The following is a 17,208-nucleotide window of genomic DNA, read 5'->3' as shown; positions in this document are numbered from 1 at the left end:
GCAGGCCGCCACCACGACCGCTAGCCCTTGATATTTCCTAATCTACACCCAACTAATATTGGGAAAGGAAGTACATGCCATGAAACAACGAGACGCAAAATTTACGCTTGGCGAGATCGTTCGCCACAAGGTGTTTCCGTTCCGCGGTGTGGTAATCGACGTGGACCCGGAATATTCCAATACCGAGGAATGGTGGAATGCCATCCCTGCGGAAATTCGGCCGGAACGCGACCAGCCCTTCTACCATCTCCTCGCCGAAAACGACGAGACGGAATACGTCGCCTATGTCTCCGAGCAGAACCTCGTCCACGACGAAAACGAGACGCCGCTGAGAAATCCCAATATCGGCCGCATCTTTGACAAGGCGCCAAACGGGGAATGGCGTCCGAAAATGTCCACTGCGCACTGACGCCCGCCAAGCATTCCCCTCCTCCCGGGGATGTCGAACGCGCATAAAAAAACCGGTCTGTCGCCAGACCGGTTTTCTGTTTTTTCTGAAGCTTGCGCTGGAAATCAGGGCTTCGGCGCGCCCTTGGCAGCGTCCTGAGCGGCTTCCAGCTTCTTGCGAGCCTCTTCCGCCTTCTTCTGCATGCCTTCCTGCAGGCTGCGCTGGCTTTCGGCCAACTGCGACTGCGTGATCGCCGGGCCGTCATAGGCGCCAGTGAAGCCGGAAAGCGCGATCTTGATGGGGTTCGGCGCGCGGCGGAAGTTGATGGAGGTGAAGACCACCTCGCTACCCTTCTTGAGCGACGCGATCATGGCATCCGTCAGCGGAACTTCGGCCGTGCACTTGTCGGGAAGGCAAACGGCGTAGTCGAGCTTCTGGCCCTTGCCGCCGTCGATCTGCATCATCACACCAGGAGGAATGAGACGCGCGGTCGGAACGGAAACCTGCAACAGCTTGCGGTTGACCTTGCCTTCAACGGTGATCAGGCCGACTGCCGTAATCATCTGGCCATTCTGGGCGAGAACCACGTTCTGCACGACGCAGACATCGTTGTCTTCCTGCTTGGAGCAGGTCTTGAACCAGCCGAGCGGAGGAGCGCCAGCGCCGCCCTGGGCAGCCGGGGCAGCATCCTGCGCCTGCGAGATGGCCGGAGCGGAAACTGCGCCGAGAGAAAGGACCAGAGCGGACAGAGCCGTCCGGGTGAATGTGTTTGCCTTGTGCATCATAAGAGTTCCGTCTCCTGAATGTCTGCCAGAACAGAACCGCAAAGTCCTGTTCGCCGATGGCGGTATCCTTCTGCCCGTTCAACTGTCGTTTAAATGAGGCAAATGCGTGACCCGTCTCTTCCGGCCACCCTGTTACATGCCGATCGCGGCGATATCCAGCACTTCTTTAACTTTTTCTTGAGCGGAGCCAAGATTTCCCGCTCCCGCATGGGTCGTGCAATGTCCCTGTGCTACATATCTGCCAGAATCATGACGATAACCATCGTGACGATCATCGGACGGACAGTTAGACAGGATAATAACATGCGCAACCTTGCGGCCCTCATCCCCGCATTGTTCCTTTTGGGATCATCCCTGCTTCCAGGCGGCGCCGCGCAGGCACAGCCGCTGCACGGCATCTCCATGCATGGCACACCTGCCCTTCCTGCCGATTTCCGGCACTTGCCCTATGTCAATCCGGACGTGAAAAAAGGCGGGCGTATTTCCTATGGCGTGGTCGGCACGTTCGACAGCCTGAACCCCTTCGTTCTCAAGGGAATGCGCACCACGGCGCGCGGCGTCTGGGATCCGGAATTCGGCAATCTGCTTTACGAGCCACTGATGCTGCGCTCCAGCGACGAGCCCTTCAGCCTCTATGGCCTGCTGGCCGAAACCGTGGAGTGGGACGAGGAGCGAAGCTTTGTCCAGTTCAACATCAACCCCAAGGCAAAATGGTCGGATGGCGAGCCCGTCACGCCTGACGATGTGATCTTCAGCTTCAACCTCCTCAAGGAGAAGGGCCGGCCGCCCTTCAACACCCGTCTTGCCGGCGTAGCCAAGATGGAGAAGACCGGCGATCGCAGCGTGCGCTTCACCTTCAACGACAAGGCGAATCGCGAAACCCCGCTCATTCTCGCCTCCTCGACACCGATCCTGCCTAAACATGCGACGGATCCTGAAAAATTCGAACAGGCGGGCCTCGGCGAGGTTATCGGCTCCGGCCCCTACCGAATCAAGACGCTGCGCCCGGGCGAGCGAATCATCTGGGAGAGAAACCCCGATTACTGGGGCAAGGATATTCCCGGCAAAGTCGGCTTCGACAATTACGACGAGATCAGCATCACCTATTTCCTCCAGGTCACGACCATGTTCGAGGCCTTCAAGAAAGGTGAGATCGACATCTACCCCGAAGGCGATGCGATCAACGGCACCTCCGATACCTCCCATTGGGGACAGGCCTATAATTTTCCGGCCGTCCATCGCGGCGATATCGTCAAGGACGTGTTCCAGCCACGCCTGCCGACCGGCATGTTCGGCCTCGTCTTCAACACCCGCCGCGCCGTCTTTGCCGACGAGAAGGTGCGCGAAGGCCTGACCTATGCCTTCGATTTCGAGTGGATGAACAGAAACATCCTCGGCGGCTCCTTCAAGCGAACGCAGAGCTACTGGCAGAACTCGCCGCTCGGCGCCTATGGCAACGCCGCCGACGCGCGCGAACTGGCGTTGCTGGGCGATGCCGCAAAATCCATGCCGCCGGAACTGCTGGCCGGCACCTACGCCCTGCCGACCACGGACGGCACGGGCGCCGACCGCAAGGTTCTGAAAATGGCCGTCGACAAGCTGAAAGAGGCGGGCTACAGCATCAAGAACGGCAGGATGTCCGATGCCAATGGCCGCCAGCTCGCCTTCGAAATCATGACGCAGAATCCGGCGCAGGAACGCATCGCGCTTGCCTATCAGCGCTCGCTGAACCTGATCGGCGTCGCCATGGGCATCCGCTCGGTCGATGACGGGCAATACCAGGCCCGCTCGAACAGCTTCGACTACGACATGATCATCCGCTCCCTGCCCTCATCGCTTTCGCCCGGGATGGAGCAGCTGAACCGTTGGGACTCGCTGTCGCGCGATGCGCAGGGCAGCTTCAATTATGCAGGTGTTGCAAATCCCGATATAGACCGGATGATAGAGGCGTTGTTGCAGGCCCGTTCGACGGAAGATTTCCAGGCAGCCGTGCGCGCCTATGACCGCCTGCTGGTGGCGGGACATTATATCATTCCGCTCTATTATATAGGCGCCCAATGGGTCGCGCGCTGGAAATATATCGACCGCCCGGATATGACACCCATACAGGGCAATCAGAAACAGACCTGGTGGGATGCGCGGGCGCAATAACCTGCCGCCATCATGTCGATCATATAAGGAATATCAGCCATGGAACGCATCGTTGTCGACGTCGTATCGGACATGGTCTGCCCATGGTGTTATCTCGGCAAAGCTCGGCTCGATCTTGCCATTGCCGAGGTGCAGGACGAAATCAGCGTCGATGTGAACTGGCGTCCCTATCGCCTCAACCCCGATTATCCGCCAGAAGGCGTCGACCAGAAAGCCGCACTCGAGGAAAAGCTCGGCAAGGAACGTCTGGAACAGGCCCATGCGACGCTGGTCCAGCTGGGCAAGGAAGTCGGCATCAACTACGATTTCGACGCGATCAAGATCGGCCCGAACACGCTCGATGCCCACCGCCTGTCGCTCTGGGCCCATTCCGAAGGCCGCGACGTTCAGGAACGCGTCGTGACCGGCCTGTTCAAGGCCAATTTCGAAGAGGGCCGTAATATCGGCGATCACACCGTGCTGACAGACATTGCCGCAAAGGCTGGCATGGATGCGAAAGTCATCGAGCGGCTGCTGGCTTCAGATGCGGACAAGGATACGGTCATCGCTGAAATCGATGCTGCCCAGCAGATGGGCGTCGCCGGCGTGCCCTTTTTCATCATCGACCAGAAATATGCCATAAGCGGTGCACAAACACCCGATGTCCTGATTGCTGCATTGCGGGATATTGCAAAAATCAAGGCGGACGAGCATAGATCGATGAACTGACGGTCAAATCACCGGCGGTTTTCAACAACTCGATTTTTGCCGGTGTTTCCGTGTCCGACCAGACCCTGAAAGGCATTCTGCTCGCCTTTGCAGCCTTCGCTGCTTATGCCTGGAGCGATGCCAGCGTTAAACTCATTGAAGGCCAGATTTCGCCGATTGAATCTGCCTTCTTCGGAGCCCTGTTCGGCCTCGTCGCCCTACCCTTCATCCGCAAGCGCAATGACAGCTGGCTGGATGTGGTAAAGACGACCAACCGGCCTTTGTGGATCATCCGTTTTTTCGCCGCCGGCACGGGCGCGGTCGGCAGCGTCACCGCTTTCACCCATCTATCCATGGCCGAAGCCTTCGCGCTGATCTTCCTGCTTCCATCTTTCGTCACCATCATGTCGGTGGTGTTTTTGAAGGAGCAGGTGGGTATCCGCCGCTGGTCGGCCGTCATCATCGGCTTCCTTGGCGTGCTCGTCATCCTGCGGCCGGGCTTCCGTGAACTTGGCATCGGTCATCTCGGTGCCATCATCGGCGGCTTCAGCGGCGCGCTCAGCATCGTCATCTTCCGCGCCATGGGCCCATCGGAAAAGAACGTCTCGCTTTATGGGGCGGGCGTGCTCGGCTGTCTCACCATCAGCGGCATCGCCATGGTGCCGACATTCATCATGCCGGGTGGCGAACAATGGCTGCTGCTGGCGGGATATGGCCTGCTCGGCGCGCTCGGCAACGTCCTGGTCATGTATGCCGCCCAATATGCGCCCGCCGCCATCATCGGCCCGACGCAATATAGCCAGATGCTCTGGGCCATCCTTTTCGGTTATCTGATTTTCGGTGATCGTATCGACGGATGGATGCTGATCGGCATCGCCCTCATCGTCGGCTCCGGCCTGTTGACGCTGATCCGTGAAAAGCAGAGAAAAGTACCGCTGCCCGCCTCGATCGCCGCGACCGACCAGAACGTGGCCGTCGGCATCACGCCGGAAGACAGCCGCTAGCTGAAACATGCAAAAACCGGCGACGCTCTGCACGCCGCCGGTCTGCCTGTCGATCAATCACAAACCCTGACCCGATACATGTCGCCCCAGGCATTCTGCCTCCAGGCCACATGGCAGCGGGGATAGACCGGCTGGTAAACGACAGGCGGGCCATAGGCCGGAGAAGCGTAAACAGGCGGACCGTATGCAGGCGCATAATAGGCCGGGCCGTAAGCGTAGCCCGGATGTCTTGCCCCCGCAATCAGCGCTCCGCCAATGATCGTGCCGGCAATGCCTGCGGCAAGGCCGCGGCCGAAATTATTGCGCGCTTCCGCCTGGCTGGTGGTGGCAATTGTGGTGCCCGCAATTGTCAAAGCAACCAGACCAGCGGTGGCAAACCTGTTCATATTGGTCCACATCGTCCTGCTCCTTCAAAACCCGGCGGCAATCACTGATCCGCCGCACCGGGTATGAGGAAAAGATTACGCCCGCGAAGACTACCGATACATGTCCGTTTCGTTACATCGGGGTAATTTTCGCTGAGCCGCGTGGGGGGCATCTGTGAGTGGCCACACCCACCAACGCCGCGTCAGGACCGAGCCAGCTCCGCCAGTTGCGTCATGATCATCGCCGCTCCCGTCAGCCGCTTTTCCGGCGTCGGCAGGTCGCGGTTGAGGAACAGGCTGTGATCGGGACGGATCTTCGCCATCGATCCCTGCTTACCGATATACCCCACCAGCGCTGCCGGGTTCGGGAATTCCTTGTTGCGGAACTGCACCACGACGCCCTTCGGACCGGCATCCAGTTTCTCGACATTGGCAATGCGGCAGAGCGACTTGATGTAGACGATCTTGAGGAGGTGCTGCACCTCTTTCGGCAACGGGCCGAAACGGTCGATCATTTCCGCGCCGAAACCGTCGATCTCGCTGATATCCGCAAGCTCGCCAAGGCGGCGGTAAAGACCCATGCGCAGATGCAGATCAGGAACATAATCTTCCGGGATCATGACCGAGGTGCCCACAGAGATTTGCGGCGACCAGCCGCTATCCTGCACCTGCTCGTCACCCTTCACTTCTGCGACAGCTTCTTCCAGCATCTGCTGGTAAAGCTCGAAGCCGACTTCCTTGATATGGCCGGATTGTTCCTCGCCGAGCAGATTGCCCGCGCCGCGAATATCAAGGTCGTGGCTCGCCAGCTGGAAACCCGCGCCGAGCGTATCGAGCGATTGAAGCACCTTCAGCCGGCGCTCGGCAGTCGTCGTCAGTACCTTGTTGACCGGCAGGGTGAAGAGCGCGAAGGCCCGCACCTTGGAACGGCCGACACGGCCGCGCAGCTGGTAAAGCTGGGCGAGACCGAACATATCGGCGCGGTGCACGATCAGCGTATTGGCGGTGGGCACGTCAAGGCCGGATTCGACGATGGTGGTCGACAGCAGCACATCGTATTTGCCGTCATAGAAGGCATTCATGATGTCTTCCAGCTCGCCCGCCGCCATCTGGCCATGCGCCACCGCCACCTTCAGCTCCGGCACATCCGACTGCAGGAAGGCGTGGATATCGGCGAGATCGGCAAGCCGCGGGCAAACGTAGAAACTCTGGCCGCCACGATAATGCTCACGCATCAGAGTCTCGCGGATCACCAGCGGATCGAAGGGCGAGATGAAGGTGCGCACCGCCATGCGGTCGACCGGCGGCGTGGTGATGAGCGAGAGTTCGCGAACGCCGGTCATCGCCAGCTGCAGCGTACGTGGAATTGGCGTCGCAGAAAGCGTCAGCACATGCACATCGCTTTTCAGCTCCTTCAGCCGCTCCTTGTGCTTCACGCCGAAATGCTGCTCTTCATCGATGATCAGCAGGCCGAGATTGGCAAAGCTGATACCCGCGCCGAGAAGCGCGTGCGTGCCGACGACGATGTCGGTCTTGCCATCGGCGACTTCCTTTTTGGTCAGCGCCAGTTCCTTGGAACCAACAAGGCGCGACGCCTGCTGCACGCGGATGGGCAACCCGCGGAAACGCTCCGAGAAAGTCCGGAAATGCTGGCGGGCGAGCAGCGTGGTCGGCACCACGACCGCCACCTGCACGCCATTCATGGCGGCAAGGAAAGCGGCGCGCAGGGCCACTTCCGTCTTGCCGAAGCCGACGTCGCCGCAGATAAGGCGGTCCATCGGCCGGCCGGCCGCGAGATCCTCCCGCACCGCCTCGATGGCGTTCAGCTGGTCCTCGGTTTCGTCGTAGGGGAAACGAGCTGCAAACTCATCATAGAGCCCGTCCGGCGCAATGAGCTCCGGCGCATGGCGCACCAGGCGCGCGGCCGCTATGCGGATAAGCTCATCGGCCATGTCGAGAAGGCGCTTCTTGAGCTTGGCCTTGCGCATCTGCCATGCGCCGCCGCCGAGCTTGTCGAGCGTTGCCTCTGCCGCATCCGAGCCGTAACGCGAGAGAAGATCGATGTTTTCAACCGGCAGAAACAGCTTGGCATCATCGGCATAGTGCAGTTCTAGACAGGCACGCGGTGCGCCCGCCGCCTCTATGGTCTGCAAACCGACAAAACGGCCAATGCCGTGTTCCGCGTGAACGACGAGCGAGCCCTCGTCCAGCCCGGCCACTTCCGAAATGAAATCCGCACCGCGCTTGCGGCGCTTGGAGCGCCGCACCATGCGGTCGCCGAGAATATCCTGCTCGCCGATGACGGCAAGGTTTCCAGTCTCGAAACCCGCTTCGAGGCTCAGCACCGCCGAGGCGGCCTCGCCCTTGCCAAGCTTCTCCACCTCTTTCAGTGAGGCAACCGGCTTGATCTTCTCAAGCCCGTGCTCGTTCAGCACCTGCAGCAGCCGGTCGAGCGAACCTTCCGACCAGCCTGTTATCAGCACCTTCCAGCCCTTGGCGCGGCGCTCGGCTATGTGTTTCACGGCCAATGCAAAGACATTGACCCGCTCTTCGCTTTCGCCTTCGGTTGGCTGCCGCGCCCAGCGCGGGCCGACATGCGCGTCCAGCGTGGCGACGGGCCTTCGCTCGCTATCCTGCTCATTAAAGGGTGTCAAACGCACCGCATTGACGGCAGACAGGGCCGTGTCGAAATCCTTGCCGTTGAGATAAAGCTGGCCGGGAGACACGGGCTTGTAGGGCGCACCCTGCGTCGATCCCTTGGTCTCGCCGGAAGCCCGCCGCGCCTCGTAATAATCGAGCACCAGCTTGGACCGCTCCTTGGCCGCCTCTTTCGCCGTATGGTCCGTGACGATGCGAAAACCCTTGAGATAATCGAAGGCGGTTTCCAGCTTCTCGTAAAACAGCGGCAGCCAGTGCTCCATGCCGGCATAACGGCGGCCTTCGGAGACGGCCTGATAAAGCGCATCGTCGCGCGTCGCAGCACCGAAAAGCGAGAGGTAATTCTTGCGGAACCGGCTGATCGTATCGGGCGTCAGCGTCACTTCGCTCATCGGGTTCAGGTCGAGCGAGCGCGCCTGGCCGATGGTGCGCTGGCTGGCGGGATCGAAGGTGCGGATGCTCTCCAGCGTATCCCCGAAGAAATCGAGCCGCACAGGCTCTTCGGTGCCCGGCACGAAAACATCGAGAATGCCGCCGCGCACGGCGAATTCGCCCACTTCACGCACCGTCGCCACCCGGTCGAAGCCGTTGCGCTCCAGCCGCGCGGCGATATCCTCCATGCGGATCTGGTTGCCGGGTCTGGCGGAGAAGCCAAGGCTTTCGATGATGTCGCGCGGCGCCATCTTCTGCAGCATGGCGTTGACGGTAACGAGAACGATGGCGGGATGCGGTTTTTTGGCGTGACTGATGAGACCGGCAAGCGCCGCCAGACGGCGCGCCGACGTGTCGGCGCTCGGTGACACGCGGTCATAGGGAAGGCAGTCCCAGGCCGGCAGCGTCATGACCGGAATATCGGGCGCAACGAAGCCGAGGATTTGTTCGAGATCGGCGATACGCTGGCCATCCGACATGACGTAGGCAACCGACGTGCCTGCGCGCGCCATCTCGGCAAGCAGCAGCGCTTCCATGCCTGCGGGAACGTTTCCGATGGTCAGCGGCGTATCGGCCGACGACACCAGCTTTGCATCGAATCCGGCTATCATGGTTTCAGGCTTTCACATTGTCTGCAGTGACGAGATCGAAATCGGGACGATAGGATGCGATCTTCATGAACAGAGGGGTCTGGAACTTTTCAGGAATGGCAAGCGCCCCCGTCACCATCTTGACGAGGTCATTGTCTTCTTCCGACATGATGACTTCAAGCTCATCGAGCTGGTCATCGGTAAGCAGCGCGATATTGTCTTCCGCGAATTGCCCGAGAACGAGGTCCATCTCGCGGATGCCGCGGTGCCAGCAGCGGTAAAGTATCCGCCGGCGTCTCGGATCGAGATCGGCGCTCGTGCGCACCAGTCCAGTCATCGCATTCACCTTTCGGTTGACCATTCAACAGCATGTTGATCGCGACCTCCTATAGAACAGGAGGCGAACGCTTGGGAACCGGTTTTTATCGAAATAATGCCACGGCCGCGAAAATCTGCCGGTGATAACCCGGCTTTGTGACCCGCGAAGTCTTGCATAAGCCATTCCCTTCCCCGATTTTGCTGGCCATGCGCCCGGCCATTCTCGATCCGCTGTTTGCCTCCGTCTCCACGCTCGCCGGTGTGGGGCCGAAGCTTGCCGATCTCCTGGCGAAACTTCTGGGACGGGAGAGTGCGGACGATACGCGCGTCATTGACCTTTTGTTCCATGCGCCCTCCAATGTCATCGACCGGCGGAACCGCCCCGGCATCGCGCTCGCAGCCCCGGGCGCCATTGTCACCATTCAGGGACGCATTGACCGTCACCAGCCGCCACCGCCGGGAAACCGCTCCGCCCCCTATCGCGTCTTCCTGCATGACGAAACCGGCGAACTGGCTCTGACCTTCTTCCGCGCCAAGGGTGACTGGCTGTCCAAGGCCCTGCCCGTCGATGAAGAGGTTCTTGTCAGCGGCAAGGTTGACTGGTTCAACGGCCGCGCCTCCATGGTGCACCCGGATTTCATGGTAAAATTATCCGAGGCGGACAACCTGCCTTTGGTCGAAGCCGTCTATCCCATGACCGCCGGCCTTTCCGCCAAGGTTCTGCGCAAGGCGATCGAAGGCGGGCTGTCGAAGCTGCCGGTTTTCCCGGAATGGATCGACGAGACGCTCAAGACCCGGCAGGGCTTCGGTGACGTGGCGTCCAGCTTCCGCGAATTGCACGACCCGCGCGACAGCGCCGATATCGAACCGCAAGCCCCGGCGCGCAGACGGCTTGCCTATGACGAATTCCTGGCCGGGCAGCTCTCACTGGCGCTGGTGCGCCAGCGGCTGCGCAAGGTCGCGGGCCAGCCGATCCGCGCCAAAGGCGATACCGCCGCAAAGATCCTGTCGCAACTGCCCTTCTCGCTGACGGCAAGCCAGAGCGCCGCCGTGAAGGATATCCTGACCGACATGGCCGGCGAAGACCGCATGTTGCGGCTGCTGCAAGGCGATGTCGGCGCTGGCAAGACGCTGGTAGCGTTGATGGCCATGGCGACGGCGGTGGAAGCCGGCGGACAGGCGGTGCTGATGGCGCCGACGGAAATCCTCGCCCGCCAGCACTATGCCACCATCTCCAAACTCGCGCAGGCCGTGGGCCTCACGGTGGAAGTGCTGACCGGCCGTACCAAGGGCAAGGAACGCCGCGAGATAGAGGAGCGCGTCGCTTCCGGCGAAGCGCAGATCGTCATCGGCACCCATGCGCTGTTTCAGGACAGCGTGAGCTACAAAAACCTCGTGCTGGCCGTGGTGGACGAACAGCATCGCTTCGGCGTGCATCAGCGCCTGCGCCTCACCGCCAAGGGCATCACGCCGCATATGCTGGTGATGACCGCCACGCCCATTCCACGCACGCTGGTTCTGGCTGCCTTCGGGGACATGGATGTCTCCAAGCTCACCGAAAAACCGGCGGGCCGTAAACCCATCCAGACCGTGACGATCCCCACCGAACGCATCGGTGATATTGTCGAGAGGCTGCGCGCAGCGCTGAAGGAAGGCAAGAAAGCCTATTGGATTTGCCCGCTGGTGGAGGAGACGGAAGAGTCCGACCTGATGTCGGCGGAGGAGCGACACGCGGTTCTCTCGCAAATGCTTGGCGCTAATATCGGTCTCATTCACGGACGTATGAGCGGCCCGGAAAAAGACGCCGCCATGTTGGCCTTCAAGAACGGCGAAACCCGGCTTCTGGTGGCAACGACAGTGGTGGAAGTGGGCGTCGACGTGCCTGACGCGACGATCATGGTCATCGAACATGCCGAACGTTTCGGCCTTGCCCAGCTTCACCAGCTGCGCGGCCGCGTCGGACGCGGCGACGAGGCCTCCACCTGCATCCTGCTTTACAAGGGCCCGCTCAGCGAAAACGGTCGCGCACGGCTCTCCATCCTGCGCGACAGCGAAGACGGGTTCCTGATCGCCGAGGAAGATTTGAAGCTGCGCGGCGAAGGGGAATTGCTCGGCACACGTCAATCAGGCACGCCGGGCTTCCGCATCGCCAGCCTGGAAGCCCACGCCGATCTTCTCGAAATCGCCCGCAAGGACGCAGCCTATGTCATCGAGCGTGATCCCGAGCTGACAGGTCCACGCGGCGAGGCGCTACGCACCTTGCTCTACCTGCACCGCCGCGACGAAGCGATCCGCTTCCCGCACGCCGGCTGAAAGTGATCGCCATGAACATGATCGACCCCCGCCGCCCGCCGCCCGCCTTCCGCAAGGGATACGCGCTGTGCTCGCCGCAGAACATCCTGCAACCCGAGACATTTGCGAAGAGCGAGAAAAAGGCGATCGGCAAGATGTTCAAAAAGCCCGGCCGCAAGAAGGCTTGGAGCCTGGCGCTGGAAGAAGGCTGGAGCGTGAGGCTGGTCTATATGCGGCTTTTCGTGCCGGTGTTCCATGCCACGACCACGGGAGCAGAGGTGGATGATCTGGACGACGAGGATTGATATGGTCCATTGAATGGACTAATATAACGCTAACTTTAACGCCCGAGGTTAGCCGTGCAGATATCCGTGACTGATGCAAAAAGTCAGCTTACCGAACTGGTGCGCCGCGCCGAAGCCGGTGATGAGGTCATTCTCACTCGTCATGGCCACGCAGCCGTGCGGCTGGTTCCGGTCACCGTCGTGGCGGATAAAACATCCCGTAGCGCCGCGCTCGCAAAAGTGCGCGCGACTGTCGCCAATAAAGGCGATAATGGCCCGGATGCCGCGCATAGTCAGGATTTTCTCTATGACGAGCACGGCTTTCCGAAATGATCGTTATCGATACGTCGGCTCTGATGACGATCCTGCTCGATGAACCCAAAGCGGATGCCTGCGCCTCAGCGCTCGAAACTGATGAACCTCTGCTCATTTCAGCGGGGACGCTTGCGGAGGCCATGATCGTGGCGCAGCGGCGCGACCGCAGCCGGAAACTAGAGATGCTGATCGAAGGCCTGGGCGCCGAAATCAAGCCCGTCACCCCCAAATCGGCGCATGGCATTTCGGAAGCTTATCGCATTTGGGGCAAGGGCGTTCATCCTGCCGGACTAAATTTCGGCGACTGCTTTGCCTACGAGCTGGCGAAAACAGAGGGTTGCCGTTTGCTTTATGTCGGTAACGACTTTTCGCAGACGGACATCCCGGGCGTTCTCTAGATTAGACCGGCGCAATCATCTTCGGCGGCGTGAAATCCGGCGCCACGAGACCACCCGAGATCAGCAGTTTTGCCGCGTCTTCCGGGGTCATGTCCAGCATCACGATCTTGTCCTTGGGCACGAACAGCAGGAAACCAGCCGTCGGCACCGGTGTCGGCGGCAGGAATACGGCGACCATCTGCTGACCCATCTCGTTGAAGCGATGCGCAAGCTCGCCCTTTGCTTCGGACGCTACGAAGACCATCGCCCATGTGCCCGGGGACGGGAACTCGATGAGGCCGACCTTCTTGAACGAGTTCGAGTGCTCCTTCAGAACGGATTCGAACAGCTGCTTGATGCTTTTATAGATCGGCCGCACCAGCGGCATGCGGTTGAGGATGGATTCGCCGACGCCGACGATCCATTTGCCGATCAGATTATTTCCGAGGAAGCCGATGAGGGTAATGCCGATGACGGCGATCAGCAGGCCAAAGCCGGGAATGGCGACATCGAAATATTGCTCGGGATCGTAACGGGCGGGGATGTAGGGCTTCACCCAGCTGTCGGCCCATTGCAGGAAGCTCCACACCAGCCACATGGTGATGGTGACGGGCGCGAGAATCAGAACGCCCGTAAGGAAGCTGTTGCGCAACCGTGTCGCAAAGGAAATTTTGGGAGGAATGTCGGTCATTTACCGTTCGCGTTAAGCGCTGTCGCTATCGAAACCCGGATGAAAACTGACAATGCCGGATGGCGTTCCCCCATGCAAGCGAAGAACTGTGAAATATTCGTCAGGAATCCCAAGAGCGCCAAGGCCTTCGACGGCGCAAAAACCGAAGCGTCCATAATAATCGGGATCGCCAGCAACGACACATCCCGACGCGCTCAGCCGATCGAGCGCACCAAGCCCCTCACGCACCAGCCGTGAGCCGATGCCCTCGCCCTGCCGTTCCGGCGTCACCGAAAGCGGCGCAAGACAAAACCATCCCGTCTCGCCGCTTGAGAGCGTCACGGGCGAAAAGCCGATATGGCCGACGATCCCTTCGCTGTCTTCGGCCACAAGCGAAACGGTGAGCGTACCGGCCTCACGCAGCCGCGCCACGATCAGATGTTCGGTCTTGTCGCTGTGGTCGACGTTACGGAAGGCTTCTTCCGTAACGCTGGCAATCGCCTCTTCGTCACCTTGGCGCTCCGGCCGGATGATCATTCCACCGTGACCGATTTTGCAAGGTTGCGCGGCTGGTCGACATCCGTCCCCATGAAAACGGCGGTGTGATAGGCCAGCAACTGGATGGGCAACGAGAAGACCATCGGTGCGATCAATTCATCGACGGTCGGCAGCGTGATTGTCGCCATGGTATCGAGCTTGGAAGCAGCAGCTCCCTTCTCATCCGTGATGAAGATGATCCGGCCGCCACGGGCTGCGACCTCCTGCATGTTCGAGACGGTCTTTTCGAAGAAGCGATCATGCGGGGCGATGACGATAACAGGCATGTTCTCGTCGATGAGCGCGATGGGTCCGTGCTTCAGCTCGCCAGCGGCATAACCTTCTGCGTGAATATAGGAGATTTCCTTGAGCTTCAGCGCACCTTCCAGCGCCAGCGGAAAGCTGGTGCCACGGCCGAGATAAAGCACGTCCTTGAAACGCGACAGATCGCGCGACAGCGCCTCGATCTGCGGTTGGATGATGTTGAGCACCTTGCTCATGATGCGTGGCATCTCGATCAGATGCTGCACGAGTTCGGTTTCCTGCCGAGGTGTGATCGTGCCGCGCGCCTTGCCGGCGGCAATCGCCAGCGACGCGAGCACGGCGAGCTGGCAGGTAAAAGCCTTGGTGGAGGCGACACCGATTTCCGGCCCGGCAAGGATCGGGAAAATCGCATCTGATTCGCGTGCGATCGTCGATTCCCGTACGTTGACGATGGCGCCGATCTTGAGATCATTTTCCTTGCAATAACGCAGCGACGCCAGCGTATCGGCGGTCTCGCCGGATTGCGAAATGAACAGCGCCGCCTGCGATGGCTGAAGCGGCATTTCGCGATAACGGAACTCGGAGGCCACATCGATTTCCACCGGCAGGCGCGCATAACGCTCGAACCAGTATTTGCCGATCAGGCCGGAAAGATAAGCCGTACCGCAGGCGGAAATCGCGAGGCCGGAAAGCTTGGCGAAATCGATGGCTTTATCGGCTTCCTTCACTGTCTTGGAGGCGAAATCCACATAATGGCTAAGCGCGTGAGAAATGACTTCCGGCTGCTCGTAGATTTCCTTTTCCATGAAGTGACGGTGGTTGCCCTTGTCGACCACATAGGCCGTCGCCTGCGAAATCTGCCGCTCGCGCTTCACCGGTCTGCCGGAGAAATCGATGATCTCAGCACCCTGACGGGTCACGATGGCACAGTCGCCATCGACCAGATAGGTGATTTCGTTGGTGAAGGGCGAGAGCGCGATGGCATCCGACCCCAGGAACATTTCTCCGCGGCCATAACCGACGGCAAGCGGCGGGCCGGAGCGCGCCGAAAGCAGCGTGCCGGGATCGTCCTTGAACATCACCACCAGCGCATAGGCGCCCGTGACGCGGTTGAGCATCTTCAGCATCGCCTCACGATGGCCAAGACCATCGCGGGTGTATTTGGCCAGAAGCTGGGCAACCACTTCCGTGTCGGTCTGGGTGGTGAAGGTGGCACCCTCGGCGATCAGTTCTTCGCGCAGTTCGGCGAAGTTCTCGATGATACCGTTATGGACGACGGCTACGCCATCGACGAAATGTGGGTGCGCGTTGGTTTCGTTTGGCACACCATGGGTCGCCCAGCGGGTGTGCGCGATGCCGACCACGCCCGGCAGCGGCTGTTCGGACACCAGCTTTTCGAGATTGAACAGCTTGCCCTCGGCACGGCGGCGATCCATCGCGCCATTGTCGATGGTGGCAACGCCGGCTGAATCGTAACCACGATATTCGAGGCGCTTCAGCGCATCGACAAGCCGTTCAGCAACGGGCTCAGTTCCGACAATTCCGACAATTCCGCACATATATATCTCCAGACGACGATCTCTTCGCCAAAACTACTCATCTTTCCCGCACAATCAGCAATGATGCCGACGGTCGGGTTCAATATCGTTTGGTAACGTCCTTCAAGACGACTTCTTCTTTGCTTCCTTCAGCGCCTTTGCCCGCTCGCGGACCACCGTTGCCCGACCCGGCTTCACTTCCTGGCGCGCGCGCCCAAAAGCCAGCGCATCGGCGGGCACATCATCGGTAATGACGCTGCCGCAAGCGATATAAGCCCCTTCGCCAATCGTCACGGGTGCGACCAGCGACGAGTTCGAGCCGACGAAGCTGTTGGCGCCGATCCGCGTTTCAGCCTTGTTGTAGCCATCGTAATTGCAGGTGATCGTACCGGCACCGATGTTGCTGCCAGCGCCAATAAAGGCATCGCCGATATAGGTCAGGTGATTGACCTTGGCGCCCTCGCCTATCTCGGCCTTTTTAACCTCGCAAAAATTGCCGACCTTGGAATTAGCGTGCAGGTTTGCCCCCGGGCGCAGCCGCGCATAGGGACCGATCTCGGCGCCTTGTGCAACATGCGCGCCTTCCAGATGCGAGAAGGCATGGATAACGACGCCGGACTCGATCGTCACCCCGGGTCCGAAGAAAACATTGGGTTCAATCAGTGTATCCTGTCCGATCACCGTATCGAAGGCGAGGAACACGGTCTCGGGCGCGATCATGGAAACGCCATCCACCATCAATTCATGACGCCGGCGCTCCTGCCAGAGCCTTTCGATGAAGGCCAGTTCCGCGCGGTTGTTGCAGCCAACCAGTTCGGCCTCCGGCGCATCGATGGCGACAGCGCGGCGGCCGAGAGAGCGGGCGATTTCCACCACGTCGGTCAGGTAATATTCGCCCTTTGCATTGCTGTTGCCGATGCGGTCGAGTAGATCAAGCGCATTGCGGCCATTGATCGCCATCAAGCCACTATTGCACCATGTGACCTTGCGCTCCGCATCGGTTGCGTCTTTTTCCTCACGGATTGCCACCAGCTCGCCATCCTTGACGAGCAACCGGCCATAACCCGTTGGACGCTCGGTATGAAATCCGATTACCGCGACATCGGCGCCGGCCGCGATGGCATCCCTCGCCCGGTCGAGCGTTGCGGACGTGATCAGCGGCACATCGCCATAGGCCACGATGACATCATCGAAGCCGCGAGCGATGGCGGCGCGGGCGGCAAGAACGGCGTGGCCCGTGCCCTTCCGCTCTGTCTGCAGGAAAGCTTCGACCTCAACACCCGGCAGGCTCGCTGCCGCCGTGACGTTTTCGGCATCCCGTCCAACCACGAGGGCAACCGTTCCCACACCCGATCCAGCCACAGCGCCGACCACATGCGCAATCATCGGACGCCCGGCGACCGGATGCAGCACCTTGGATTTCGACGATTTCATGCGCGTGCTGTCGCCCGCTGCGAGAATTACGGCTAGAGAGCTGCGCTCCATAAGACCTCCGACACCTTGTCACGACCGCAGGAAGCCGCGACGACGGCATATGTTTGACTTCGCGCCGC

16 protein-coding genes are annotated in these 17,208 nt (G+C 60.3%); 8 read left to right on the top strand and 8 right to left on the bottom strand.

Features of this window, described 5'->3' with window-relative positions:
* Positions 1-79 precede the first annotated feature (79 nt).
* The gene (gene hspQ / locus AT6N2_RS02000; RefSeq protein WP_063948798.1) at positions 80-409 is read left to right on the top strand and encodes a heat shock protein HspQ; all 330 of its coding nucleotides are present in this window, start codon (positions 80-82) and stop codon (positions 407-409) included.
* Between the two features lie 104 nt (positions 410-513).
* Here hspQ and AT6N2_RS01995 read toward each other — a convergent pair whose 3' ends face one another.
* The gene (locus tag AT6N2_RS01995; RefSeq protein ID WP_063948797.1) at positions 514-1,173 is read right to left on the bottom strand and encodes an invasion associated locus B family protein; all 660 of its coding nucleotides are present in this window, start codon (positions 1,171-1,173) and stop codon (positions 514-516) included.
* 303 nt (positions 1,174-1,476) lie between these two features.
* Here AT6N2_RS01995 and AT6N2_RS01990 point away from each other — a divergent pair, with 303 nt between their 5' ends.
* From AT6N2_RS01990 to AT6N2_RS01980, 3 genes are read left to right on the top strand one after another with little or no spacing between them, the layout of a single operon-like run.
* Positions 1,477-3,324 (top strand): extracellular solute-binding protein, encoded by a 1,848-nt coding sequence (locus AT6N2_RS01990; protein WP_209088063.1) that lies wholly within the window; start codon positions 1,477-1,479, stop codon positions 3,322-3,324.
* Positions 3,325-3,363: 39 nt separating this feature from the next.
* Positions 3,364-4,032 (top strand): DsbA family oxidoreductase, encoded by a 669-nt coding sequence (locus AT6N2_RS01985; protein WP_144574003.1) that lies wholly within the window; start codon positions 3,364-3,366, stop codon positions 4,030-4,032.
* 50 nt (positions 4,033-4,082) lie between these two features.
* Positions 4,083-5,015, top strand: a complete 933-nt coding sequence (locus AT6N2_RS01980; RefSeq protein WP_209088060.1) for a DMT family transporter — start codon at positions 4,083-4,085, stop codon at positions 5,013-5,015.
* 53 nt (positions 5,016-5,068) lie between these two features.
* Here AT6N2_RS01980 and AT6N2_RS01975 read toward each other — a convergent pair whose 3' ends face one another.
* From AT6N2_RS01975 to AT6N2_RS01965, 3 genes are all read right to left on the bottom strand, one after another.
* Positions 5,069-5,413, bottom strand: coding sequence for a hypothetical protein (locus AT6N2_RS01975; protein WP_063948793.1), 345 nt, complete (start codon positions 5,411-5,413; stop codon positions 5,069-5,071).
* Positions 5,414-5,583: 170 nt separating this feature from the next.
* Entirely contained in the window at positions 5,584-9,081 is a 3,498-nt protein-coding gene (gene mfd / locus AT6N2_RS01970; protein ID WP_209088057.1) for a transcription-repair coupling factor, read from the bottom strand.
* Positions 9,082-9,085: 4 nt separating this feature from the next.
* Positions 9,086-9,397 carry a succinate dehydrogenase assembly factor 2 gene (locus tag AT6N2_RS01965; RefSeq protein ID WP_209088054.1) on the bottom strand — a complete coding sequence of 104 codons (312 nt, stop codon included), beginning with the start codon at positions 9,395-9,397 and terminating at the stop codon, positions 9,086-9,088.
* A 188-nt stretch (positions 9,398-9,585) separates the two neighbouring features.
* Here AT6N2_RS01965 and recG point away from each other — a divergent pair, with 188 nt between their 5' ends.
* From recG to AT6N2_RS01945, 4 genes are read left to right on the top strand one after another with little or no spacing between them, the layout of a single operon-like run.
* Complete coding sequence (gene recG / locus AT6N2_RS01960; protein WP_209088048.1) at positions 9,586-11,691, top strand: ATP-dependent DNA helicase RecG; 2,106 nt, start codon at positions 9,586-9,588, stop codon at positions 11,689-11,691.
* An 11-nt stretch (positions 11,692-11,702) separates the two neighbouring features.
* Positions 11,703-11,975 (top strand): hypothetical protein, encoded by a 273-nt coding sequence (locus AT6N2_RS01955; RefSeq protein ID WP_209088046.1) that lies wholly within the window; start codon positions 11,703-11,705, stop codon positions 11,973-11,975.
* Between the two features lie 54 nt (positions 11,976-12,029).
* Positions 12,030-12,287 (top strand): type II toxin-antitoxin system Phd/YefM family antitoxin, encoded by a 258-nt coding sequence (locus tag AT6N2_RS01950; RefSeq protein ID WP_209088043.1) that lies wholly within the window; start codon positions 12,030-12,032, stop codon positions 12,285-12,287.
* Complete coding sequence (locus tag AT6N2_RS01945) at positions 12,284-12,667, top strand: type II toxin-antitoxin system VapC family toxin (protein WP_209088040.1); 384 nt, start codon at positions 12,284-12,286, stop codon at positions 12,665-12,667. The genes AT6N2_RS01950 and AT6N2_RS01945 overlap by 4 nt, the downstream gene beginning before the upstream one ends.
* Position 12,668: 1 nt before the next feature.
* Here the strand turns inward: AT6N2_RS01945 and AT6N2_RS01940 are convergent, their stop codons facing one another.
* The 4 genes from AT6N2_RS01940 to glmU all read right to left on the bottom strand — a co-directional run bounded on the left by AT6N2_RS01940 (position 12,669) and on the right by glmU (position 17,140).
* Positions 12,669-13,337 (bottom strand): DUF502 domain-containing protein, encoded by a 669-nt coding sequence (locus AT6N2_RS01940; RefSeq protein WP_209088037.1) that lies wholly within the window; start codon positions 13,335-13,337, stop codon positions 12,669-12,671.
* A gap of 12 nt (positions 13,338-13,349) precedes the next feature.
* On the bottom strand, positions 13,350-13,853 hold the full coding sequence (locus AT6N2_RS01935) for a GNAT family N-acetyltransferase (RefSeq protein WP_209088035.1): 504 nt from the start codon (positions 13,851-13,853) through the stop codon (positions 13,350-13,352).
* Complete coding sequence (gene glmS / locus AT6N2_RS01930; protein ID WP_209088032.1) at positions 13,850-15,676, bottom strand: glutamine--fructose-6-phosphate transaminase (isomerizing); 1,827 nt, start codon at positions 15,674-15,676, stop codon at positions 13,850-13,852. Before glmS ends, AT6N2_RS01935 begins: the two co-directional genes overlap by 4 nt.
* A 102-nt stretch (positions 15,677-15,778) precedes the next feature.
* Positions 15,779-17,140, bottom strand: a complete 1,362-nt coding sequence (gene glmU / locus AT6N2_RS01925) for a bifunctional UDP-N-acetylglucosamine diphosphorylase/glucosamine-1-phosphate N-acetyltransferase GlmU (RefSeq protein ID WP_209088029.1) — start codon at positions 17,138-17,140, stop codon at positions 15,779-15,781.
* Between the last annotated feature and the right edge of the window lie 68 nt (positions 17,141-17,208).

Origin of the sequence: Agrobacterium tumefaciens (assembly GCF_017726655.1) — a bacterium.
Classification (GTDB): domain Bacteria; phylum Pseudomonadota; class Alphaproteobacteria; order Rhizobiales; family Rhizobiaceae; genus Agrobacterium; species Agrobacterium tumefaciens_B.
This window is presented reverse-complemented; position numbering and strand designations above follow the sequence as displayed.